A 21,583-nucleotide genomic window follows, 5' to 3' on the forward strand; every position below is an offset into this window, starting at 1 on the left:
TATGTCATTGGCAAAAGCGTCCTTATGGACGGCGGGGTCGACGCTGGTCAAAATCGCCATTGGTCTGGTGGTTATCAAATTGCTGGCGGTGGCCTTTGGTCCGAGCGGCGTGGGGCTGGCGGGGAATTACCGCCAACTGATCACCGTGTTGGGCGTGCTGTCAGGTGCGGGAATATTTAATGGCGTGATCATGCTGGTGGCGCGTCATCAGCAGCAGCCTGAGTCCTTACAACAGGTTTTGGGGACGTCAGCGACGCTGATTGCGCTCTTTTCATCGGCGTTAGCGCTCCTGTTTGTGCTGGCGGCGGGGCCGATAGCCACGGTGATGTTTGGCGACGATCGCTATCGTGATGTGATCCGCTTGCTGGCGTTGCTGCAAATGGGTATTGCCTGCGCCAACTTCTTTTTGGCTATCCTGAAAGGGTATCGGGACGCACAGGGCAATGCGCTGGCGATGGTCGGGGGCAGCCTGATTGGGCTGGTGGCGTTTATTGCCTGCTTTTTGCTGGGAGGCTACGCCGGTGCGCTGGTGGGATTGGCGCTGGTACCGGCGTTGATTGTGCTGCCCGCCGGTATGTTGCTGTGGCGGCGCACCCCTTTGCGCTGGCAGCACTTGCGTCCGGTATGGGACTGCGCGTTTGCCATGCAGTTAGGTAAGTTTACTTTGATGGCGGTGATGACGGCGGTAACGGTGCCCGTCGCCTATATCATGATGCGTAACGTGCTCGCGGCGCATGCCGGGTGGGATGCGGTCGGCTTGTGGCAGGGAGTGAGTTCGATATCCGATGCTTACCTGCAATTTATCACCGCCGCATTTTCGGTCTATTTGCTGCCGACGTTGGCGCGATTGCAGGAAAAACCGTCGATTGCGCGAGAGATCGGCCGCGCGTTGCGGTTTGTTATCCCGGCGGTGGCGGCAGTCAGCCTCGCGATTTGGTTACTGAGCGATGTGGCTATCTGGCTGTTGTTTTCCCCGCAGTTTGTGCCAATGCGCGATCTCTTCGCCTGGCAACTGGTGGGTGATGTGATGAAAGTGGGGGCCTATGTCTTTGGTTATCTGGTGATTGCCAAAGCGGCGCTGCGCTTTTATCTACTGACGGAACTGAGCCAGTTTCTGTTGCTGAGTGGTTTCTCCCAGTGGTTGATTCCGCGCCACGGCGCATTGGGGGCCACGCAAGCTTATATGCTGAGCTATGTGGTTTACTTTTTACTGTGCTGTTGTGTTTTTCTTATTTACCGTAGGCGACCATGACGACACTGATTCACGTGCTGGGATCGGATATCCCGCATCATAACCAGACGCTGCTGCGCTTCTTCCACGATGTGCTGGCAACGCAACTGCCTGCGCCTGTGGTCACACATTTTATGGTGGTCTCCGGTGATGAGGGCTTGCCGCAGGCTTTTCCTGGGTTGACGTTAACCTGCTATGCCGATAAACGTGCGCTGGCGCAGGCGGTGGTGACGCGGGCAAGTGCCAATCGACAGACGCGGTTCTTTTTCCACGGGCAGTTTAACCCGTGGATTTGGCTGGCGCTGCTGGGGCGGCTTATCAAACCGGCCCAGGCCTATTGGCACGTGTGGGGTGCGGATCTGTATGAAGAGGCCACGCAGTGGAAGCATCGCCTGTTTTACCTGCTGCGTCGCATGGCGCAGGGGCGTATCGGTCATGTCTTTGCCACACGCGGCGATTTGGATTTCTATCGGCAGCGACATGCTGATGTACCCACTTCGTTGCTTTACTTCCCCACCAAAATGAACCCGGCGCTGACGGAAGAGACCGTAACCAAACCGCTGGCTGGGCCAATGACAGTTTTGGTGGGTAATTCCGGTGATAAGAGCAATCGGCATATCGAAGCGCTGCGGGCTATTCATCAGCAACTGGGGCCACAGGTTCGGGTGATTGTCCCCATGGGATATCCCGCGCACAATGACGATTACATCAATCAGGTGGCGCAGGAAGGTGAAACACTGTTTGGCACGAAACAGTTTCAGTTGCTGCGCAAACAGTTGGCGTTCGACAATTACCTGAACATGCTGCGCAGTTGCGATCTCGGCGTCTTTATCTTCCCGCGTCAGCAAGGCATTGGCACGCTTTGCCTGCTGATTCAGTGCGGCGTGCCCTTTGTTATCAGCCGACAGAACCCCTTCTGGCAGGATCTGGCCGATCAGCATTTACCGGTGCTCTTTTACGGCGATACGTTGACGGAAGCGGTGGTACGTGAAGCGCAGCGTCAGATCGCGAGCGTGGATCAGCGCCGCATCGCGTTTTTCCAGCCCAACTACCAGCGAGGATGGCTCGATGCTTTGACCTTGGCGGCGGAGACGAAGCGATGACACAGGGTGAATTCGGCGGCTTGGTCGTGGTGTATCTGTTTGCCGTCTGCTTTATTCTTTTTTTGACCTGGAAAGAGTTTCGTCGTGTACGCTTTAACTTTAACGTACTGTTCTCAATGCTATTTCTTCTGACGTTCTATTTCGGTTTTCCCTTTACCTGCCTGCTGGCGTTCAAATTCAATGTGGCGGTGGTGCCCGCGACCTATTTACTTCAGGCGCTGCTGTCGGCAACCGCGTTTTACGCCATCTATTACGTGACATATAAGACTCGCCTGCGAGCACAACGCCGGTCGACTGGCGAACCCTGGCTTGTGATGAATCGTGTTGAAACGCACCTCACGTGGCTATTGCTGGCGCTGGTGGCCGTGGTGACTGTGGCTATCTTCTTTATCAATAATGGTTTTTTGCTGTTCAAACTGCGCTCCTACAGCCAGATCTTTTCCAGCGAGGTCTCGGGCGTTGCCCTGAAGCGTTTCTTCTATTTTTTTATTCCCGCCATGCTGGTGGTTTATTTCCTGCACCAGACGCGCCGAGTTTGGTTGCTGTTTCTGGTGGGCACCGTTGGGTTCGGAATACTGACCTACCTGATTGTCGGCGGTACGCGGGCAAATATCATTATCGCTTTTGCCCTGTTCTTGTTTATTGGCATCCAGCGCGGTTGGATCACGCTGTGGATGTTGGTCGCGGCGGGGGCGGTGAGTGTTACCGCCATGTTCTGGCTGGCGTTAAAGCGCTACAGTCTGGACGTAAGCGGTGCGGAAGCGTTTTACACTTTCCTTTATCTGACGCGCGACACCTTCTCTCCGTGGGAAAATTTGGCGCTGCTGTGGCAACACTACGGCGACATCGACTTTCAGGGGCTGGCCCCCATAGCGCGTGATTTTTATGTCTTTATCCCGTCCTGGCTGTGGCCAGCACGTCCCAATCTGGTGCTCAATAGCGCTAACTATTTCACCTGGGAAGTGCTCAATAACCACTCCATGTTGGCGATTTCACCTACGCTGCTGGGGTCGCTGGTGGTGATGGGCGGCGTGTTGTTTATCCCACTCGGTGCCATTGTGGTGGGCCTCATCATCAAGTGGTTTGATGCCCTGTATGAAGCGGGTCGTCGTAGCCAGAATCGCTATAGCGCGGCGGTGCTGCAAAGTTTCTGCTTTGGTGCCATCTTTAACCTGATAGTCCTGGTGCGAGAAGGCGGCGATGCTTTTGTGTCGCGCGTGGTGTTTTTTATCCTGGTGTTTGGGTTGTGCGTGCTGGCAGCGAAGTTGCTCTACTGGCTGTTTGAACGTGCGGGCCTGATCCGCCAGCGTTGGGCACGTTCGCATACGGCACCGGCGACCTTGACGCCACATACTCCGGATACACCATAAGGAACCCCGATGGAAAATCCTGCTTCTGTCCCGCTTTATCGCATTCGTAATATCCCGCTGCATGGGTTTGCGGATCAAGCCGCCTGTCTGACGTACCTTTTCGCTGAGGGAGAGGTCAAAACCGGTACGTTAGTGGCAATTAACGCCGAGAAAGTGTTGGCCGCCGAGCAGGATAAGCCGCTGTGGGATTTGATTGCCGAGGCTGAATACAAGTATGCCGATGGTATCAGTATTGTGCGCGCCATCAGACGTAAATATCCGCAGGCAAAGGTGACGCGAGTCGCCGGGGCTGATTTGTGGGAAGCGCTGATGCAAAAAGCCGGTGCGGAAGGCACCCCGGTTTTTTTGCTGGGCGGAAAACCGGCGATACTGCGCCAAACGGAACAGAAACTGCGGGCGCAGTGGCAGGTGAATATCGTCGGCAGCCAGGATGGCTATTTCTCACCGGAACAGCGCGATGCGGTGTTTGAACGAGTGCGTGCCAGCGGGGCACGTATTGTTACGGTGGCGATGGGCTCTCCTCGCCAGGAGATACTGATGCGTGATTGCCGTCGTTACCATCCTCAGGCGCTGTATATGGGCGTGGGAGGCACTTACGACGTTTTCACCGGGCACGTGAAACGCGCGCCGCTGGCGTGGCAGCGCTTAGGGCTTGAATGGCTTTACCGCCTGTTGAGCCAACCCAGTCGCATTACGCGTCAGATTAAGCTATTAAAATTCCTCGCCTACTACTTCAGTGGACGCCTGTAACGGCGTTCCCCCGCTGCGTAGCCATCGTTATTTATTATGACAATTGGCTCTTAAAAAAATTGTTATTCTCATTTGATTTTAAATGACTATTTGCTAATCAGCAAAAAATGCAGAAGGATATGCTGCCTAAAATGCACTAACCCGCTCGAAAGCGGGATGGGCACCATAAAACCCGGTATGAAACCGGGAGTAAAACACAACATTTAAGACTGAGGATCTATGGCAAACGAGGAAACGCAAGGCAAGCTCCACCGTGGGCTTGAGGCGCGACACATTGAGCTGATCGCGCTTGGCGGAACGATTGGCGTTGGGTTGTTTATGGGCGCGGCGAGCGCATTGAAGTGGGCCGGGCCGTCTGTACTACTGGCGTATATCGTCGCCGGGATATTCGTCTTCTTTATCATGCGCTCAATGGGCGAAATGCTCTATATGGAACCGGTCACCGGTTCCTTTGCCGTGTATGCGCATAAATACATGAGCCCGTTCTTTGGTTATCTCACCGCGTGGGGCTACTGGTTTATGTGGATGGCGGTCGGGATCTCCGAAATCACCGCCATCGGCGTTTACGTGCAGTACTGGTTCCCGGAACTGCCGCAGTGGATCCCGGCTATCGTGTGCGTGGCGATGGTGGCGCTGGCCAACCTGGCCGCTGTGCGCCTGTACGGTGAAATCGAGTTCTGGTTTGCCATGATTAAAATCACCACCATTATTGTGATGATTGTGGTCGGTGTCGGTATTATCTTTTTTGGTATTGGTAACCACGGTCAGGCGACGGGTTTTGCCAATTTGACCGAGCACGGCGGCTTCCTGGCGGGTGGCTGGAAAGGGCTGTTGTTTGCGCTGTGTCTGGTGGTGGCCTCTTATCAGGGCGTGGAACTGGTTGGGATCACTGCGGGTGAAGCCAAGAACCCTAAAATTACCCTGCGGCGTGCGATTAATAATATCCTGTGGCGTATTCTGATTTTCTACGTGGGTGCCATTTTTATCATCGTCACCATTTTCCCATGGAATGAAATTGGCACGGCTGGCAGCCCGTTTGTGCTGACCTTTGCTAAAATCGGGATTACTGCGGCGGCGGGTATTATCAACTTTGTGGTGTTGACCGCCGCTCTTTCCGGCTGTAACAGCGGGATGTACAGCTGCGGCCGTATGCTTTATTCACTGGCAAACAACCGTCAGCTGCCAGCCTGGATCGGTAAAGTCACGGCCAGCGGCGTGCCCGCGGCGGGTGTTGCCGTCTCTATCTTTTGTCTGCTGTTAGGTTCGGAGCTAAACTACGTTATTCCCAACCCAGAAAAAGTGTTCGTCTATGTCTACAGCGCCAGCGTGCTGCCGGGCATGGTGCCGTGGTTTGTCGTGCTGATAAGCCAAATACGTTTTCGTCAGCAGCATCAGGCACAATTAGCGGGACACCCGTTCAAGTCCGTGCTGTTTCCGTGGGTGAACTACCTGACCATGGCCTTCCTGCTGTGCGTATTGGTGGGAATGTACATCAATGAAGACACGCGGATGTCCTTGTTGGTGGGGATGGGGTTTCTTGCCGTGGTTAGCGTGATTTATGCCGTGTTGGAAGGGCGTAAAAAACAGGCATTAACGGCACCTGAAGCCTGATTAATGGGTGGGGGTCGTCGCTGGCTGTGTGTTTTCGGTACGAAATGCGCAAAGCATAAGCAAACGCATCATTTCGATAAAAAAAGCACTAGACAGGCAGAGATTAAATCCGTACTATGCCCACCCGCAACGGCGCTATGCGCCCGTAGCTCAGCTGGATAGAGCGCTGCCCTCCGGAGGCAGAGGTCTCAGGTTCGAATCCTGTCGGGCGCACCAATAACTTTGTTTTATAAGAATTGTGTGCAAGAGCTGCGGTGGTACAATTCACCGTAAGGGACGTACCGGTTTTATCGTTAGTTGTAAGCAGTACATTGGTGGCTATAGCTCAGTTGGTAGAGCCCTGGATTGTGATTCCAGTTGTCGTGGGTTCGAGTCCCATTAGCCACCCCAGATTCAGATGTTCGTGAATGTATGCGAAGGTGGCGGAATTGGTAGACGCGCTAGCTTCAGGTGTTAGTGTCCTTCGGACGTGAGGGTTCAAGTCCCTCTCTTCGCACCAACGAACGTCAGCAACAGTCAGTGTGATACACTGATAATGTTGAAAAAGTATTTCGGCGAGTAGCGCAGCTTGGTAGCGCAACTGGTTTGGGACCAGTGGGTCGGAGGTTCGAATCCTCTCTCGCCGACCACTTTCTGTGAAAAGCGGCTGTTCCTTAGGAACAGCCGCTTTTTGCTTTTCGACATCCGTGTAACCTGCTTTGTAGAAAAACGCCCCTGCTGTGCAAGGGCGAAATCGTTTATTCCGCTTTACCGTCTTCCAGCACCTTATCACTGCCGAAATACTTCTCTGCCAAGGCTTTTAACTGACCATTTTGACGCAGTTGTTGCAGCTTCTGATTGAATTCTGCCAGCAACTTATCGCCTTCCGCCGTTTTGGCAAAGGGGAAGGTGCCCCATTCCCACTCGAAACGCAACAAAACGGTAGAGGCTTATGCCACCAGTAAGTGCGTTAAAAATATAGCCAAGCGACTTAATTTTGATTACACCATATGGACTGAGAACAAACTCTGGGTATGCTAAGCATGACCCGGCAGGTAATCATTCAGGCAACTCCCGCAATGGCAAGACATCCAAGAGCGTACGTAGCCAAAATGGGGAGATCGAGCTCGATATTCCGCGCGACCGCAACAGTACCTTCGAGCCGACACTGATCGGTAAGAACGAAAAACAGCTTAACGGCTTCGATGACCGCATTATTTCTCTCTATTCCAGAGGGTTATCAACCCGTGATATTCAGGCACACTTTAAAGAAGTCTACGGTGTCGATGTTTCCGCTGGCTTCATTTCTCAAGTGACCAATGCTGTGATGGATGAAGTTAAGCGCTGGCAGCAACGGCCGCTGGATGCGCTTTATCCCATTGTTTACCTTGACTGTATAGCCAAGCGACTTAATTTTGATTACACCATATGGACTGAGAACAAACTCTCTGTATCGCAACCCATCTCTCTTTTTTTGCTTTTTGCTTGTGCCCATTTATGCTCAATTGGGTTAAGATCTGGCGAATATGTAGGCAAATACTCCACCATATACCCTGCATCGATGATGACTTGTTGAATATTATGTTTTTTGTGAAAAGTGGCATTGTCCATCATGATTACACTGTTTTTAGGGAGTACTGGGATAAGGACTTGTGTGACCCAGGCATAGAAAACATCGCTGTTAATATTGATATCAAATAATCCGATAGCAAACAGCGTTGTGCCTAATAAAGCGCCGATAGGCTTTGTTGAATAATTTAAGATACTGATTTATATAAGCATTATAAAATTTCAACGACTAATTTTTCCTCTCGGAATGCTTTTTATTGTGCTAACTATTTGATTTGTCGTTCTAACAAAATACATTCCCTGTATATGCATTCTAACTAAAGAAGATGTAAATCAAACGGTTAAATTATTCAACAAAGCCGCGCCGATAACATTTGTTCTTCCCCTAGCTCCCCAGTTCTTCAGGCCAAAACACCGTTGACCTTTTGGGGAATAGCCGTGAGTCCGTGGGGCATCGTGTGAAAAACCACTTTCATCAATAAAAACAATAGGTTTACCTTCTTTTTCATACTGTTGTTTTTTTTGTTGAAATCCCTGCCGGGCGTTTTCGTCGGCTTTCGGATGACGTAGAGTTTTTTTTATAGGTCAATCCCAGCTTTTTAAGCGCTTGCCAAATGGCCTTCTGACAAACGCCAAAACGCTCTGCACGTTCTTTTTGGTAAGCATCTGGATATTGTTCAACATCTTTTATCAACTCGGATTTATCGATCTTTCGCTGATGCGTGGTCGATGCTTTTGACTCTATTTGATTAATCCAACGCGATACAGAGGCAGGGCCAATCCGAAATTGCTTCGCTGTTTCTCGGATACTCAACCCTTCGTTTTTCCGTGTAGATATAGCCAAACGACATTATTTTGATAACAGCCAGCTATGCTTCTTTGCCGCATATCAGGGCATAGGATGTAATCATTTTTAAGTCGGTTGGCTATATCACTTTACGTCTAAAATCAATTGAATAGCTCATTTAAATAATGTAATCAAAATTAAGTCGTTTAGCTATAAAGCGCGTGTTTAACCTGTCGCTCCGGGCATTACAGGGCTTTGTCGACTCGGCTTTTACACTGATGAGCCTGCCACTGCGCTGCCCGGACTACTCTCTGGTCAGTCGGCGGGCAAAAACCGTCAGTATCAGCATAAAAACGCCAACGCGTGGTGAAATCTCGCATCTGGTCATCGACAGTACCGGTCTGAAGGTCTTTGGCGAAGGTGAATGGAAAGTCAGGCAGCATGGGGCTGACAGATGAAGAGTGTGGCGCAAGCTTCATCTGGCAGCAGACAGTGCGACGCATGAGATTATCTGTGCCGACTTATCGCTCAGCGGAACGACAGATGCGCAGGCACTGCCGGGCCTGATTAACCAAACCCACCGAAAAATCAGGGAAGTGTCAGCAGACGGTGCTTATGACGCCCGTTACTGCCACGATGCGTTGCTAAGAAAGAAAATCAGGCCCCTTATCCCGCCGCGAAGCGGAGCCAAATACTGGCCGGACAAGTACCATGAACGTAACCATGCGGTGGCGAATCAGCGTCTGAGCGGGAGTAATGATATGTGGAAAAAGAAAGTGGGTTATCACCGGCGTTCAGTGGCAGAAACAGCGATGTTCCGCATAAAAACTTTGCTGGGTGGCCATCTGAGCCTGCGTGACTATGAGGCTCAAGTAGGTGAAGCCATGGCGATGGTCAAAGCGCTGAACCGTATGACGTTGTTGGGTATGCCACACAGCGTCAGGATAGGATAACAGGTGTAGCAGAGGGAGTCATCCTGTCGGCTAATTCTGATTTATTCAACAAAGCCTTGGTAACCATCGTGGCGATAGTCCTTGCGCCCGCAGACCCGCCACTAACGTTCCACGCTTCGCTGACCAGGCTACGTTTTATCGTCCGCTCAATATCTGGCTCCTTAGGTCGACACCAATAGCGATAACTGCTTCGGTGAACATTAAAAAATACGACACAACGCTTTCACTGGATAAAGCACTCTTAGCTTTTCAACTACCGAGAATTTTTCAGTGAGTCGGACATTAAGAGCGCAGTAGCCTTTTTTAAGATGGCATTCTCCATTTCCAGTCGGTGGATTTTTTTCTTCATTTCTCTGAACTCAATTTGTTCAGGTGTTAATGGCAGACCAGGCGATGTTTTCCCTTGACGTTCTAAACGAAGGGCTCTTACCCACCGGCTAATCGCTGAAAGACTGACGTTCATGGCTTTCGCGGCTTCCTGGTAGGTATAATTTTGGTCAAGGACTAATTTGGCGGTTTCACATTTAAATTCAGCAGTAATTATTTTACTCATTTTGGCACCTATAAAAATTATGAGGTAAGCATATCACCTCTACTTAGGTGGCCAAATTCAGTATGCCACTACATGTTGATAATCGTGCCGGCTTTGTTGAATAATTTAAGATACTGATTTATATAAGCATTATAAAATTTCAACGACTAATTTTTCCTCTCGGAATGCTTTTTATTGTGCTAACTATTTGATTTGTCGTTCTAACAAAATACATTCTCTGTAAATGCATTCTAACTAAAGAAGATGTAAATCAAACGGTTAAATTATTCAACAAAGCCAATCGTGCCGCAATGAACGCCATTCTCTTTGTGCTCAGAACGGGTTGCCAGTGGAATTCCCTGAATGCCACCGGGATATGCTCGTCAAGCTCCGCTCACCGCCGCTTCCAGGAGTGGCGGGATGCAGGAGTTTTTGAACGGTTCTGGCAGAACGGGTTGCTGGCCTGCGAGCAGCTGGATGCTATCGACTGGTCATGGCTGTCGATGGATGGTTGTATGACGAAGTCACCGCTGGCAGGCTCAAAAAAACAGGACGGAATCCCACAGACCGGGGGAAACAGGGTGTAAAGCGTAGCCTGATGACCGATGCGAACGGGCTTCCCCTCTCTCTGGTTGTCTCAGGGGCAAATACCCACGACATAAAGCTGGTTGCTGATACTCTCGACGCCCTTCAGACGGGCAGACCCGGCAGAAAGCTCCGCCTCTGTCTGGACAAAGGCTATGAAGCCGGATGGCTGGAGGCCTGTCTGAAAAGTCGTCGTTACGAACCTCATATCCAGTCAAGGAAAGAGGAGTCGGAAGCCATCAAAAACACGGATTTTAAAGCTCACCGCTGGGTAGTGGAGAGAACGCACAGCTGGATGAATCGCTTTCGTCGGGTTCTGACTCGCTGGGAGAAGAAAGTCGAAAATTATGAGGCGATGCTGCATTTTACCTGCGGCATCATTGTCTGGAATAAAATCCTATTGGGATAGGTTCTAATAATGAAAGCATTATAATAGGATGTTGACTTAAGTGATATCTTTCTTCTTCGGTTGCAGAAAGAAACGTGTGAGTTTCATATTCGTTGAACATACACACCTATTGAATACCATTATCATGTCGAATATATTTAATGTATAAAATCAAACAATTCGGTAAAGCATCTCGGTAACAACGTAAAAAATAATAATACCGAAACTCATCCAGGCATTTCCATTGATTATTTTCTTTTCATCCGGCGTTTATTTTTTATTGATGTAAAACCTTTATACTTCATCCCATCAAGCTTCGTACTTTCACTCACTGCCATTCACAGAGATAACAATCTGTGGCTTTCATAAATAAAAAGATAAAAATACAGCATCCGATAACAGAAATCATTCCACAAGGTTATTTACTTTATTTAACACATCCGGGACCGTAATTATTGACCGCACCTCACGGACAGGAGATGAACATGCAATTTGATGCACTTTTTCTTAGGGCGATGTCCAGCATGGGCATAACAACGTGTTTCGGCATTATTGGCAGTGAAGCGGAAGCGATACGCTTTGATAAAGCGTTTGGTATTACTTTTTATTTAACCCGACATGAATTTGCGGCAGGCATTATGGCTGATGTCGCAGGGCGACTCACCGGAAACCCTCATATGTGCTGGGCCACATTTGGCCCTGGATTAACCAATATGGCTTCGGGCGTGTGTTCCGCCATGTTGGACCGCTCGCCCATGGTCGCCTGCTCCGCGCAAATTCCGCGCCCACAGATCAGGTTTAACCTGACGCATCAATGTATTGATAACGTCGGATTGATGGCCGGCATCACTAAATCCAGCCTGCAACTCGAAAAGGCGGAAGCGCTGGGTTCTCACGTCCAAACCGCATTGCAGCGCACGCTGGATGGCCTACCGGGCCCCACCTATCTCAGTATTCCGCTGGATCTGCTGAAAACCGAGGTGCCGAATCGGGAGGCACTGGCAATCTTGCAAGCCGTGCAGCCCCTTACCCGGAGAAAGAAAACCAAGCCTGCGCGCGCCGATATTATCCGTGCCGCCCAGAGCATTACCGATGCAACCCATCCGATGATTGTCATTGGTAATCAGGTTATCCGCGACAACGCACAGGCGAGCGTGTGTCGTTTCGCTAAACAGATCAATGCGCCAATTATCTGTTCCCTTGCGGCCAAGGGTGCCGTACACGACGATCACCCGCAGTTTCTCACCGCCGCCAACAAATATCTGGATAACGTATACCGCACTTCCGTTCTGCATCCGCTGTTTGAGGGCGTCGATTTGATGATTTTAATCGGCTACGATTTCGGTGAAGACCTGAAGCCGGCATTGTGGGGCAACGATAAACCCACGCTGGTGATAAACGGCGTAGATGTCCCCATGGGCGATATTTTCCAACCGGATATTCTCTGCCTGGGCGATATTACACGTAGCCTTGACCAACTTGCCCACTACGGGTTGCCTCAGCAGGAATGGCTGGCATCTCACCAGCGACTGAAGCGTTTTTTTGACAAGCGCCAGCCCGCCGCGCAGCCTGATACCGTCACCGATATTCGACGCATTGTGGCTGCCGTGAGCACCGCGCTGGGGCGTGACGGTATATTCTGTAGCGACGTCGGTCTGCACACGCAGTATGCCGGACTGCTGGCCACTACATACCACTCAAACCACTTTTTGTGTTCCAACGTCTGCGGCAGTTTCGGCTTTGGCCTGCCTGCGGCGATGGCGGCACAGATATGCCATCCTGAAACGCGCGTGATTGCCTTTTGCAGCGATGGCGGATTTCACTCCACCAGCCAGGAACTTGAAACCCTTGTCCGGTATTCGCTACCGGTGGTTATCATTGTTCTGGCGGATTCAGCGTTTGGCCTTATCAAGTATTACCCGCATCTCAATGATACTGACCCACAGCGTCATCTGACCGAATTTGGCCCGGTTGATTTCACCCTGCTGGCTCGCGCCAATGGCGTATCTGCGACAAAAATTTTGGATATTGCCGATTTCCCTGATGCGTTCGAGAAAGCATTCCAGACACACCAACCCCATTTAATAGAGATACCCGTAAAATATGATCACACCCGTTTACCGCATATCGCCGAAACAGCAATTGACTGTTATCACTAAACAAGACATCCACTTATTTTAGAAAAAACGACACGCAATGACTCAGGCTAATTACCACAAACACCATTCCCTCTGAAATTCCCAGCAAATTATCAGAGCGAACGACATCAATTATTATTGAAACGAAAAACTGAAAACAGGGTTAAGCAGGTATACCCTAAATAATGCGCGTTGCAGGAAGGCGGCAAATTTGAACAGCACCTGCGCTGGTCCGTAGGGTGAAGCTCAGTGATGAGGTTCATTTATCCCAATGCGCGTACTCAAGTAAGTGATTTGAGTGAACGGGTGTCGCCAAGGCACCAGCAACGTGAAGTATGACGGATATATTTACCGAGAATGAAAAACATCACCGAGGTAAATACAGGCCCCTCTTTTTTAGTCAACAACATAAAACACATGGACCTATAGCCATCATGAATCAAAAAACAGATGCCCGTACACAGCACTTCTGCACCACTGCCAAATATCTGTTTGGCGATAACCTGTCTGGCATCGCAGAGACAGATGCCTTTTTACGACAGCCTGATTATTCATCACGTGCTGTTGGCCATTATTATTTGATCGTGCACGAAGACGGTGGGGAAAAAATGGCATTTGCAGCACAGTATCTGCACGCTGAGTTTCCCGAGTTGTCGCTGAATTACCTTACAGAAAGAGAATTGGCCGACTATCCTGCTCACGGTCGTTGGCCGTTCTACACCTGTCACTGGCCCTACCGTAACGCATCGATAGAACACGCGCTGGCCGCATGCAAGCCCGATTATCCGGATACACTGCGACAGGCCGCTTTTGCCACAACCCATATCGCTCGCCTCTACTATTTGCGCGATTTGCCCGCAAAGACGCACGCCTGGGGCGTACGTCAATTGGGCTGGGCGATGCGCTATGCAGAGCAGGGACTCAGCAAACTGCTGGGGCAGTTGGAAACGCGTCATCATAGCCCGCTGTCAGTTGCGGGAATGAATAAAGAAGACCTACGCTGGTTAACCTTTACCAACAGCCATTGGCAACCCTTTGAACGCTCACTGTTAGAAAACGCGAATACCTTTCGCACCGCCGCCGCACGACTGAGTGCCATCGTCGAGTGTTATGCCCAACACATTGCCGCAGGCTACCCAGACACGCAGAGCGTGATCGCCCAACGCGCGGAAACAGCTCCTGCGGCGATTCACAGCATGACGGCACCTATCGTTGATGCGCTAAACGCCGCCTTCGGTGACCGTCTGCTATCGCTTTATCTGTATGGAAGCGCGGCGCGTGGCGATATGAGACCGGATTCGGATATTGACCTTATGGCGGTGTTCGACAGTGTCGACCATCCCACACTGGAGCAGGTCCGGCGTATCCAGCACCGCTTCGAGAAACTCTCGCTCTCCGTCTATAGCCTCAACACGATCCGACAATACCCCACATTCCGCCGCCATGGCTTGCTCAACGGTACGCGCCACCTCGCCGGCCCCTTCTGTTTTGCACAGACCAGCTGCCCGTCAGATACCGTGAGCACCATTTTGAATAATCTCTATAGCATCCGCCAGGTCGCACGCAGCTATCTGGTAAGCGGATGCTATGGGCAGCGGGCACATTACCAGTTGAGCCTGATGGTAAAGCTGGCCGATCACGGCTGCCTTCGCCCCCTGCAGCAGTGGCAAAGCCTTCACTACCCCGCACACCGAAGCGAGGCTATCGATTATTTTTCCGACTGTGGCTTCGCCTCCTCTATGCTTGAACATGCCTCCCAGCTGGAGCAAGAAGAAGAGACGCTACGCATACAACTCATGGCAGGAAATCGCCAGGCACTCACGCGACACTGGTTAACATTAAATGACTTTGCCCACCACATCGAAAACTTGCTCAGGCAAAACGTCACTGGAAAGGTCAACGGAATTGATGCCGCATGCCGCTAAAAAGAGGGAGAGCGTAGCAAGCGACACTAGCGCAAAGAAAGTAACGGCAGTAAGTGAGAGGGAACATGCCCCGCACGGCGCGGGGCATTCAATCCAGCGAAGACTACAGCAGGATGCGCAGCATACGGCGCAGCGGTTCTGCCGCGCCCCACAACAGTTGGTCACCAACCGTAAAGGCGGAGAGATACTGCGGCCCCATGTTCAGTTTACGCAGACGCCCCACCGGCGTGGAAAGCGTGCCGGTTACTGCGGCAGGCGTCAATTCACGCATGGAGATCTCGCGATCGTTTGGCACCACTTTCACCCAATCGTTATGGGTTGCCAGCAGTTGTTCGATTTCAGATACCGGAACATCTTTCTTCAGTTTCAGCGTGAACGCCTGGCTGTGACAGCGTAGCGCCCCGACGCGGACGCACAAACCATCCACCGGGATCACGGACTGGGCACCGAGGATCTTGTTGGTTTCTGCCTGGCCTTTCCACTCTTCGCGGCTCTGGCCGTTATCCAGTTGTTTATCGATCCACGGGATCAAACTGCCCGCCAACGGCACACCGAAATTGTCGGTCGGCAGCGTGCCACTGCGCGTCAGCGCGGTGACTTTGCGCTCGATATCCAAAATAGCAGAGGCGGGGTCCTGCAACTCTTTCGCCACATCATTGTGCAGCAGACCCATTTGTACCAACAATTCGCGCATATGACGCGCACCGCCTCCAGATGCCGCCTGATAGGTCGCCACAGAGGCCCATTCCACCAGTTCGTGTGCAAACAGGCCACCCAGCGACATCAGCATCAGGCTGACGGTACAGTTGCCGCCAACGAACGTTTTAATGCCGCTGTCCAAGCCCTGTTTGATCACCGCATGGTTGACTGGATCGAGGATGATGATCGCATCATCACGCATACGCAGCGAGGAAGCCGCATCGATCCAATACCCCTGCCAGCCGCTTTCACGCAGCTTCGGGTAAACCTCATTGGTGTAATCGCCGCCCTGGCAAGTGATGATAATATCCAGCGCGCGCAGTGCATCCAGATTGTAGGCATCCTGTAACGTGCCCTGCTGTCCACCCAGCACCGGAGCAGCTTGGCCGTGTTGTGACGTGGAAAAGAACACCGGACGAATCAGGTCAAAATCACGCTCTTCCTGCATACGCTGCATCAGAACGGAACCCACCATACCGCGCCAGCCGATAAAACCAACATTTTTCATGGTAACAATCCTGCCTTGGGATGACACAAAGAATTTGGACTGCCACACAGACAGTACTGACGGCCGACACACACTCTGTTACCCTGTTGTCGTCAGGTGAATGTCTTGCAGAACAATAGGTTTACCACACGCAAACGCGCGCAAACCGTGGCGGCAGGACTATCATAACGGCAGAGCGAGGGGTAATAAAAATCGGTTTATCACCAAACTCAGCAAATATTACATAACGTGATGACTATACCCTAAATAATTCGCGTTGCGGGAAGGCGGCAAGAGAATGAGTCCCGATGCGCTTACTCAGGTAAGTGATTCGGGTGACTGATCGCAGCCAACGCACATGCAACTTGAAGTATGACGGATATATCAACCTTACAAAATGTATCAGAAGCCGCAAGTGAATTTATTCGATGACACCGGCTTTTTCAGCAATGAGGCTAATGCGGTGCCATCATTTAAGGGATAACAGGAGTCCACCACCACCATGAGCGAAATGATCTCAGCAACCATTCTGTTGCTGTTAATTATGGATCCATTGGGCAATTTGCCCATCTTTATGTCGGTACTGAAACATCTGGATCCGAAACGCCGACGCGTGGTGCTGATTCGTGAGATGGTGATCGCCCTTGGGCTGATGCTGATTTTTCTGTTTGCGGGCGAACGTATTCTGGCCTTCCTCAACCTTCGTACCGAAACCGTCTCAATTTCTGGCGGCATTGTGCTGTTTTTAATCGCTATCCGCATGATATTCCCATCGCAGAAAAGCAACAGCAGTGGGTTGCCCGCTGGGGAAGAACCCTTTCTGGTGCCTATGGCGATCCCTCTGGTCGCCGGACCGTCTATTCTGGCCGCGCTGATGCTGTTATCGCATCAATATCCGGATCAGTTGCCGCATTTAACGCTCGCACTCGGTATCGCCTGGGGAATTTCATTTATCATCCTGCTGATGTCCGATCTCTTTTTACGCTTGCTGGGTGAGAAAGGCGTTGCCGCGCTGGAGCGACTGATGGGGCTGATTCTGGTCATGCTTTCGACCCAGATGTTCCTTGATGGCATCCGCACTTACTTGATGAAATAAGACGGTTACTGACCGGTTTTCGCGCAGCGTGGGCATGAAAGGGATAATCACCGCTATGTTTTTGCTTACCAACGCTCGGCGCCTCCTCGCCTCTCTGCTGTTTTACAGAGGTACAACGATAGCTGCCTGTCCGAGTACGGCGGGTTCAAGCCCCACGGGGTTAAGTCTGGTGCCGCTGCAACAGGGTGTGAATAATCTGGCGCTGGCACACGGCTTTGTTGAATAAATCGAACTTTCAGGGGATCGCCGGATCAAAGCACTATCATCGCTCCCGATAGCAGCTCCCCATGGCAAAGCAAAAGTTTAAAATCACCAACTGGCCCACCTACAACAAAGCACTCAGACAACGCGGCTCCCTGACGGTCTGGCTTGATGAGTCGGCCATCGCTGCATGGACTGACAGTTCTTCGCCTGAAGGTCGTGGTCGGCCGCTTTACTACACCGATATGGCTGTTACCACGGTTTTGATGATAAAGCGCGTGTTTAACCTGTCGCTCCGGGCATTACAGGGCTTTGTCGACTCGGTTTTTACACTGATGAGCCTGCCACTGCGCTGCCCGGACTACTCTCTGGTCAGTCGGCGGGCAAAAACCGTCAGTATCAGCATAAAAACGCCAACGCGTGGTGAAATCTCGCATCTGGTCATCGACAGTACCGGTCTGAAGGTCTTTGGCGAAGGTGAATGGAAAGTCAGGCAGCATGGGGCTGACAGACGAAGAGTGTGGCGCAAGCTTCATCTGGCAGCAGACAGTGCGACGCATGAGATTATCTGTGCCGACTTATCGCTCAGCGGAACGACAGATGCGCAGGCACTGCCGGGCCTGATTAACCAAACCCACCGAAAAATCAGGGAAGTGTCAGCAGACGGTGCTTATGACGCCCGTTACTGGGCTTTGTTGAATAATTTAACCGTTTGATTTACATCTTCTTTAGTTAGAATGCATTTACAGAGAATGTATTTTGTTAGAACGACAAATCAAATAGTTAGCACAATAAAAAGCATTCCGAGAGGAAAAATTAGTCGTTGAAATTTTATAATGCTTATATAAATCAGTATCTTAAATTATTCAACAAAGCCCCGTTACTGCCACGATGCGTTGCTAAGAAAGAAAATCAGGCCCCTTATCCCGCCGCGAAGCGGAGCCAAATACTGGCCGGACAAGTACCATGAACGTAACCATGCGGTGGCGCATCAGCGTCTGAGCGGGAGTAATGATATGTGGAAAAAGAAAGTGGGTTATCACCGGCGTTCAGTGGCAGAAACAGCGATGTTCCGCATAAAAACTTTGCTGGGTGGCCATCTGAGCCTGCGTGACTATGAGGCTCAAGTAGGTGAAGCCATAGCGATGGTCAAAGCGCTGAACCGTATGACGTTGTTGGGTATGCCACACAGCGTCAGGATAGGATATAGCTAAACGACTTAATTTTGATTACATTATTTAAATGAGCTATTCAATTGATTTTAGACGTAAAGTGATATCCACACGGAAAAACGAAGGGTTGAGTATCCGAGAAACAGCGAAGCAATTTCGGATTGGCCCTGCCTCTGTATCGCGTTGGATTAATCAAATAGAGTCAAAAGCATCGACCACGCGTCAGCGAAAGATCGATAAATCCGAGTTGATAAAAGATGTTGAACAATATCCAGATGCTTACCAAAAAGAACGTGCAGAGCGTTTTGGCGTTTGTCAGAAGGCCATTTGGCAAGCGCTTAAAAAGCTGGGATTGACCTATAAAAAAAACTCTACGTCATCCGAAAGCCGACGAAAACGCCCGGCAGGGATTTCAACAAAAAAAACAACAGTATGAAAAAGAAGGTAAACCTATTGTTTTTATTGATGAAAGTGGTTTTTCACACGATACCCCACGGACTCACGGCTATTCCCCAAAAGGTCAACGGTGTTTTGGCCTGAAGAACTGGGGAGCTAGGGGAAGAACAAATGTTATCGGCGCTTTATTAGGCACAACGCTGTTTGCTATCGGATTATTTGATATCAATATTAACAGCGATGTTTTCTATGCCTGGGTCACACAAGTCCTTATCCCAGTACTCCCTAAAAACAGTGTAATCATGATGGACAATGCCACTTTTCACAAAAAACATAATATTCAACAAGTCATCATCGATGCAGGGTATATGGTGGAGTATTTGCCTACATATTCGCCAGATCTTAACCCAATTGAGCATAAATGGGCACAAGCAAAAAGCAAAAAAAGAGAGATGGGTTGCGATACAGAGAGTTGAGACTGTAAAATAATCTGTGTAAATGGCATTTTGAGGAAAACCTTCAAAGGATAACAAAATGCCTATCAGCAACGAACTTATTGACCAACTGCTTCAAGATTGTCACTCCCCTCAGGATCTGCTGGGTGAATCAGGCCTACTCAAGGTGCTGACTAAAAGACTGGCGGAACGGGTTCTTGAAGCTGAGATGGAGATGCACCTTGGGTATGCTAAGCATGACCCGGCTGGTAATCATTCAGGCAACTCACGCAATGGCAAGACATCCAAGAGCGTACGTAGCCAAAATGGGGAGATCGAGCTCGATATTCCGCGCGACCGCAACAGTACCTTCGAGCCGACACTGATCGGTAAGCACGAAAAACAGCTTAACGGCTTCGATGACCGCATTATTTCTCTCTATTCCAGAGGGTTATCAACCCGTGATATTCAGGCACACTTTAAAGAAGTCTACGGGGTCGATGTTTCCGCTGGCTTCATTTCTCAAGTGACCAATGCTGTGATGGATGAAGTTAAGCGCTGGCAGCAACGGCCGCTGGATGCGCTTTATCCCATTGTTTACCTTGACTGTATTGTTGTCAAAAGCCAGGACGGCGGAGCCGTGGCCAACAAGTCTGTTTATCTGGCCCTCGGCGTCAACGGCCAGGGCGAAAAAGAGCTGCTGGGGCTATGGATAGCCAAAACTGAGGGGGCCAAGTTCTGGTTATCTGTGATGACAGAACTGAAAAATCGTGGGCTAAAGGACATCTTCGTCGCCTGCTGCGATGGCCTGAAAGGCTTTCCTGATGCCATTGAAGCTGTTTACCCGCATACGCGGGTACAGCTCTGCATTGTGCATCAGGTGCGGAACTCGCTGCGCTACGTCGGCTGGAAAGAGCGTAAGGCCGTTGCTGCTGACCTGCGCACCATCTATAGTTCCGCAACGCTAGAGGGCGCTGAAGAGGCCCTGGATGCCTTCGCGGCCAAATGGGATGAACAGTTCCCGACGATCAGCCCGTCGTGGAGAAATAATTGGGAACGTCTCATCGTCATTTTTGACTTTCCGCCGGAGATCCGCAAGGTTATCTACACCACCAACGCGATAGAGTCGTTAAATGCTTCATTGCGCAAGATAACGAAAACGCGACGAATATTTCCAACGGATGACTCGGTGATAAAATTACTCTATCTAGCCTTGCATAATATCTCTGCTAAATGGACCTTGCCAATCAGAGACTGGAAACCTGCTATGAGCCAATTCATGTTGATGTATGGAGAACGAATCTCCGGTTAAGCAATGGAGCCATTTACACAAAATTCTTTACAGACTCAAATAAAATAATCTCGGGCATCCGTATTACAGTTGAACACGCCATCGCGGGTATCAAGCGCCTCGGTTGCATGACCCAAATTTTACGGAATCGTAGACCCTTTATTGATGATACCTTCTTACTCCTTAGCGCCGGTCTTTGGAATTTCCATCTCAGAACAGCGTAAAATTTACTTCAATCACCGAAACACCCTTATTTCACTATTAAGCAACACGCTTTATGGTATATCGCCATCGCTAACGTGTTCGTCTACCTGCTGCGTTACGGTATTCTCGACTGGTCACCGACCTACCTGAAAGAAGTGAAGCACTTCGCGCTGGACAAATCCTCCTGGGCTTACTTCCTGTACGAATATGCCGGGATCCCCGGCACGCTGATTTGCGGTTGGATGTCTGACAAGGTGTTCAAGGGCAACCGTGGTGCCACTGGGGTGTTCTTTATGACACTGGTCACCATCACCACCGTGGTTTACTGGCTGAACCCTGCCGGCAACCCTGGCATCGATATGGCCTGTATGATCGTGATCGGCTTCCTGATTTACGGCCCGGTCATGCTGATCGGTCTGCATGCGTTGGAACTGGCACCGAAAAAAGCGGCGGGCACGGCAGCAGGCTTTACCGGCCTGTTCGGTTACCTCGGCGGGTCCGTTGCGGCCAGTGCCATTGTTGGCTACACCGTTGATTTCTTCGGCTGGGACGGCGGCTTTATGGTGATGATCGGCGGCAGCGTCATCGCAGTGCTGCTGCTGTTTATTGTTATGGTTAATGAGAAGAAACATAAGGCAGAAATGGAGAAACGCGCCCAATCGCGAGCTTCCTCTGTCTGCTG

At 50.6% G+C, this 21,583-nt stretch carries 17 protein-coding genes, 4 tRNA genes and 7 pseudogenes; 22 read left to right on the forward strand and 6 right to left on the reverse strand.

Going from position 1 to position 21,583, the window contains the following annotated elements; translation table 11 throughout:
* Position 1: 1 nt before the first annotated feature.
* From wzxE to ACQGXV_RS17470, 9 genes are all read left to right on the forward strand, one after another.
* Positions 2–1,252, forward strand: coding sequence for a lipid III flippase WzxE (gene wzxE, locus ACQGXV_RS17430; protein ID WP_440867050.1), 1,251 nt, complete (start codon positions 2–4; stop codon positions 1,250–1,252).
* Positions 1,249–2,334: a TDP-N-acetylfucosamine:lipid II N-acetylfucosaminyltransferase gene (locus ACQGXV_RS17435; RefSeq protein WP_440867051.1), complete on the forward strand. Its 1,086-nt coding sequence runs from the start codon at positions 1,249–1,251 to the stop codon at positions 2,332–2,334. Before wzxE ends, ACQGXV_RS17435 begins: the two co-directional genes overlap by 4 nt.
* Entirely contained in the window at positions 2,331–3,704 is a 1,374-nt protein-coding gene (gene wzyE / locus ACQGXV_RS17440; RefSeq protein ID WP_440867052.1) for an ECA oligosaccharide polymerase, read from the forward strand. Before ACQGXV_RS17435 ends, wzyE begins: the two co-directional genes overlap by 4 nt.
* Before the next feature lie 9 nt (positions 3,705–3,713).
* Positions 3,714–4,454: a lipopolysaccharide N-acetylmannosaminouronosyltransferase gene (gene wecG / locus ACQGXV_RS17445; RefSeq protein ID WP_440867053.1), complete on the forward strand. Its 741-nt coding sequence runs from the start codon at positions 3,714–3,716 to the stop codon at positions 4,452–4,454.
* Between the two features lie 219 nt (positions 4,455–4,673).
* Positions 4,674–6,065 (forward strand): bifunctional threonine/serine APC transporter ThrP, encoded by a 1,392-nt coding sequence (gene thrP / locus ACQGXV_RS17450; RefSeq protein ID WP_440867054.1) that lies wholly within the window; start codon positions 4,674–4,676, stop codon positions 6,063–6,065.
* Between the two features lie 139 nt (positions 6,066–6,204).
* Positions 6,205–6,281: transfer RNA gene (locus ACQGXV_RS17455), tRNA-Arg, on the forward strand.
* 98 nt (positions 6,282–6,379) lie between these two features.
* A tRNA-His gene (locus ACQGXV_RS17460) sits at positions 6,380–6,455 on the forward strand.
* 23 nt (positions 6,456–6,478) lie between these two features.
* Positions 6,479–6,564: transfer RNA gene (locus ACQGXV_RS17465), tRNA-Leu, on the forward strand.
* 53 nt (positions 6,565–6,617) lie between these two features.
* A tRNA-Pro gene (locus ACQGXV_RS17470) sits at positions 6,618–6,694 on the forward strand.
* Positions 6,695–6,802: 108 nt separating this feature from the next.
* On the opposite strand, the gene ACQGXV_RS17475 is transcribed toward ACQGXV_RS17470, so the two are convergent.
* On the reverse strand, positions 6,803–6,982 hold the full coding sequence (locus tag ACQGXV_RS17475; protein WP_440867055.1) for a hypothetical protein: 180 nt from the start codon (positions 6,980–6,982) through the stop codon (positions 6,803–6,805).
* A gap of 92 nt (positions 6,983–7,074) precedes the next feature.
* Here ACQGXV_RS17475 and ACQGXV_RS17480 point away from each other — a divergent pair.
* Positions 7,075–7,452 (forward strand): annotated as a pseudogene (locus tag ACQGXV_RS17480) (transposase); the annotation flags it as partial.
* An 11-nt stretch (positions 7,453–7,463) separates the two neighbouring features.
* On the opposite strand, the gene ACQGXV_RS17485 reads toward ACQGXV_RS17480, so the two are convergent.
* The 3 genes from ACQGXV_RS17485 to ACQGXV_RS17495 all read right to left on the reverse strand — a co-directional run bounded on the left by ACQGXV_RS17485 (position 7,464) and on the right by ACQGXV_RS17495 (position 8,457).
* Complete coding sequence (locus ACQGXV_RS17485; protein ID WP_440867485.1) at positions 7,464–7,814, reverse strand: transposase; 351 nt, start codon at positions 7,812–7,814, stop codon at positions 7,464–7,466.
* Positions 7,815–7,946: 132 nt separating this feature from the next.
* Positions 7,947–8,195 carry a transposase gene (locus ACQGXV_RS17490; RefSeq protein WP_440867486.1) on the reverse strand — a complete coding sequence of 83 codons (249 nt, stop codon included), beginning with the start codon at positions 8,193–8,195 and terminating at the stop codon, positions 7,947–7,949.
* On the reverse strand, positions 8,119–8,457 hold the full coding sequence (locus ACQGXV_RS17495; RefSeq protein WP_440867056.1) for an IS630 transposase-related protein: 339 nt from the start codon (positions 8,455–8,457) through the stop codon (positions 8,119–8,121). The genes ACQGXV_RS17490 and ACQGXV_RS17495 overlap by 77 nt, the downstream gene beginning before the upstream one ends.
* 149 nt (positions 8,458–8,606) lie before the next feature.
* Between ACQGXV_RS17495 and ACQGXV_RS17500 the strand changes: the two are divergent.
* Positions 8,607–9,353: pseudogene (locus ACQGXV_RS17500) on the forward strand (IS5 family transposase); the annotation flags it as partial.
* Positions 9,354–9,408: 55 nt separating this feature from the next.
* Here ACQGXV_RS17500 and ACQGXV_RS17505 read toward each other — a convergent pair.
* Positions 9,409–9,906, reverse strand: a pseudogene (locus ACQGXV_RS17505) (transposase); the annotation flags it as partial.
* A gap of 278 nt (positions 9,907–10,184) precedes the next feature.
* On the opposite strand from ACQGXV_RS17505, the pseudogene ACQGXV_RS17510 reads away from it, so the two are divergent.
* The 3 genes and pseudogenes from ACQGXV_RS17510 to ACQGXV_RS17520 form a co-directional block, all read left to right on the forward strand.
* Positions 10,185–10,879, forward strand: a pseudogene (locus ACQGXV_RS17510) (IS5 family transposase); the annotation flags it as partial.
* A gap of 464 nt (positions 10,880–11,343) precedes the next feature.
* Positions 11,344–13,017, forward strand: a complete 1,674-nt coding sequence (locus ACQGXV_RS17515) for a thiamine pyrophosphate-binding protein (RefSeq protein ID WP_440867057.1) — start codon at positions 11,344–11,346, stop codon at positions 13,015–13,017.
* A gap of 314 nt (positions 13,018–13,331) precedes the next feature.
* Positions 13,332–14,921 (forward strand): nucleotidyltransferase domain-containing protein, encoded by a 1,590-nt coding sequence (locus tag ACQGXV_RS17520; protein ID WP_440867058.1) that lies wholly within the window; start codon positions 13,332–13,334, stop codon positions 14,919–14,921.
* 103 nt (positions 14,922–15,024) lie between these two features.
* Here the strand turns inward: ACQGXV_RS17520 and asd are convergent, their stop codons facing one another.
* Positions 15,025–16,128 (reverse strand): aspartate-semialdehyde dehydrogenase, encoded by a 1,104-nt coding sequence (gene asd, locus ACQGXV_RS17525; protein WP_440867059.1) that lies wholly within the window; start codon positions 16,126–16,128, stop codon positions 15,025–15,027.
* 481 nt (positions 16,129–16,609) lie between these two features.
* Here asd and ACQGXV_RS17530 point away from each other — a divergent pair, with 481 nt between their 5' ends.
* The 8 genes and pseudogenes from ACQGXV_RS17530 to ACQGXV_RS17565 all read left to right on the forward strand — a co-directional run.
* Entirely contained in the window at positions 16,610–17,203 is a 594-nt protein-coding gene (locus ACQGXV_RS17530; RefSeq protein ID WP_440867060.1) for a YhgN family NAAT transporter, read from the forward strand.
* A gap of 287 nt (positions 17,204–17,490) precedes the next feature.
* Positions 17,491–18,084: pseudogene (locus tag ACQGXV_RS17535) on the forward strand (IS5 family transposase); the annotation flags it as partial.
* Positions 18,085–18,282: 198 nt separating this feature from the next.
* Positions 18,283–18,618, forward strand: a pseudogene (locus ACQGXV_RS17540) (transposase); the annotation flags it as partial.
* 28 nt (positions 18,619–18,646) lie between these two features.
* Positions 18,647–19,012, forward strand: a complete 366-nt coding sequence (locus ACQGXV_RS17545) for an IS630 transposase-related protein (protein WP_440862584.1) — start codon at positions 18,647–18,649, stop codon at positions 19,010–19,012.
* Complete coding sequence (locus ACQGXV_RS17550; RefSeq protein ID WP_440867487.1) at positions 18,936–19,448, forward strand: IS630 family transposase; 513 nt, start codon at positions 18,936–18,938, stop codon at positions 19,446–19,448. The genes ACQGXV_RS17545 and ACQGXV_RS17550 overlap by 77 nt, the downstream gene beginning before the upstream one ends.
* Positions 19,449–19,506: 58 nt before the next feature.
* Complete coding sequence (locus ACQGXV_RS17555) at positions 19,507–20,718, forward strand: IS256 family transposase (RefSeq protein ID WP_440862551.1); 1,212 nt, start codon at positions 19,507–19,509, stop codon at positions 20,716–20,718.
* Positions 20,640–20,921, forward strand: coding sequence for a hypothetical protein (locus ACQGXV_RS17560; RefSeq protein WP_440862936.1), 282 nt, complete (start codon positions 20,640–20,642; stop codon positions 20,919–20,921). The genes ACQGXV_RS17555 and ACQGXV_RS17560 overlap by 79 nt, the downstream gene beginning before the upstream one ends.
* A 48-nt stretch (positions 20,922–20,969) precedes the next feature.
* Positions 20,970–21,560, forward strand: a pseudogene (locus tag ACQGXV_RS17565) (MFS transporter); the annotation flags it as partial.
* Positions 21,561–21,583: the final 23 nt, after the last annotated feature.

The organism is Symbiopectobacterium purcellii (assembly GCF_052050035.1).
GTDB classification, from domain to species: Bacteria; Pseudomonadota; Gammaproteobacteria; order Enterobacterales; family Enterobacteriaceae; genus Symbiopectobacterium; species Symbiopectobacterium purcellii_A.

Coding starts and splice junctions, on each gene's coding strand:
- ACQGXV_RS17555 (WP_440862551.1), top strand. CDS start 19,507: ATGCCTATCAGCAACGAACTTATTGACCAACTGCTTCAAGATTGTCAC.
- thrP (WP_440867054.1), top strand. CDS start 4,674: ATGGCAAACGAGGAAACGCAAGGCAAGCTCCACCGTGGGCTTGAGGCG.
- ACQGXV_RS17515 (WP_440867057.1), top strand. CDS start 11,344: ATGCAATTTGATGCACTTTTTCTTAGGGCGATGTCCAGCATGGGCATA.
- ACQGXV_RS17530 (WP_440867060.1), top strand. CDS start 16,610: ATGAGCGAAATGATCTCAGCAACCATTCTGTTGCTGTTAATTATGGAT.
- ACQGXV_RS17545 (WP_440862584.1), top strand. CDS start 18,647: ATGAGCTATTCAATTGATTTTAGACGTAAAGTGATATCCACACGGAAA.
- wzxE (WP_440867050.1), top strand. CDS start 2: ATGTCATTGGCAAAAGCGTCCTTATGGACGGCGGGGTCGACGCTGGTC.
- ACQGXV_RS17435 (WP_440867051.1), top strand. CDS start 1,249: ATGACGACACTGATTCACGTGCTGGGATCGGATATCCCGCATCATAAC.
- wecG (WP_440867053.1), top strand. CDS start 3,714: ATGGAAAATCCTGCTTCTGTCCCGCTTTATCGCATTCGTAATATCCCG.
- wzyE (WP_440867052.1), top strand. CDS start 2,331: ATGACACAGGGTGAATTCGGCGGCTTGGTCGTGGTGTATCTGTTTGCC.
- asd (WP_440867059.1), bottom strand. CDS start 16,128: ATGAAAAATGTTGGTTTTATCGGCTGGCGCGGTATGGTGGGTTCCGTT.
- ACQGXV_RS17560 (WP_440862936.1), top strand. CDS start 20,640: ATGGACCTTGCCAATCAGAGACTGGAAACCTGCTATGAGCCAATTCAT.
- ACQGXV_RS17520 (WP_440867058.1), top strand. CDS start 13,332: ATGACGGATATATTTACCGAGAATGAAAAACATCACCGAGGTAAATAC.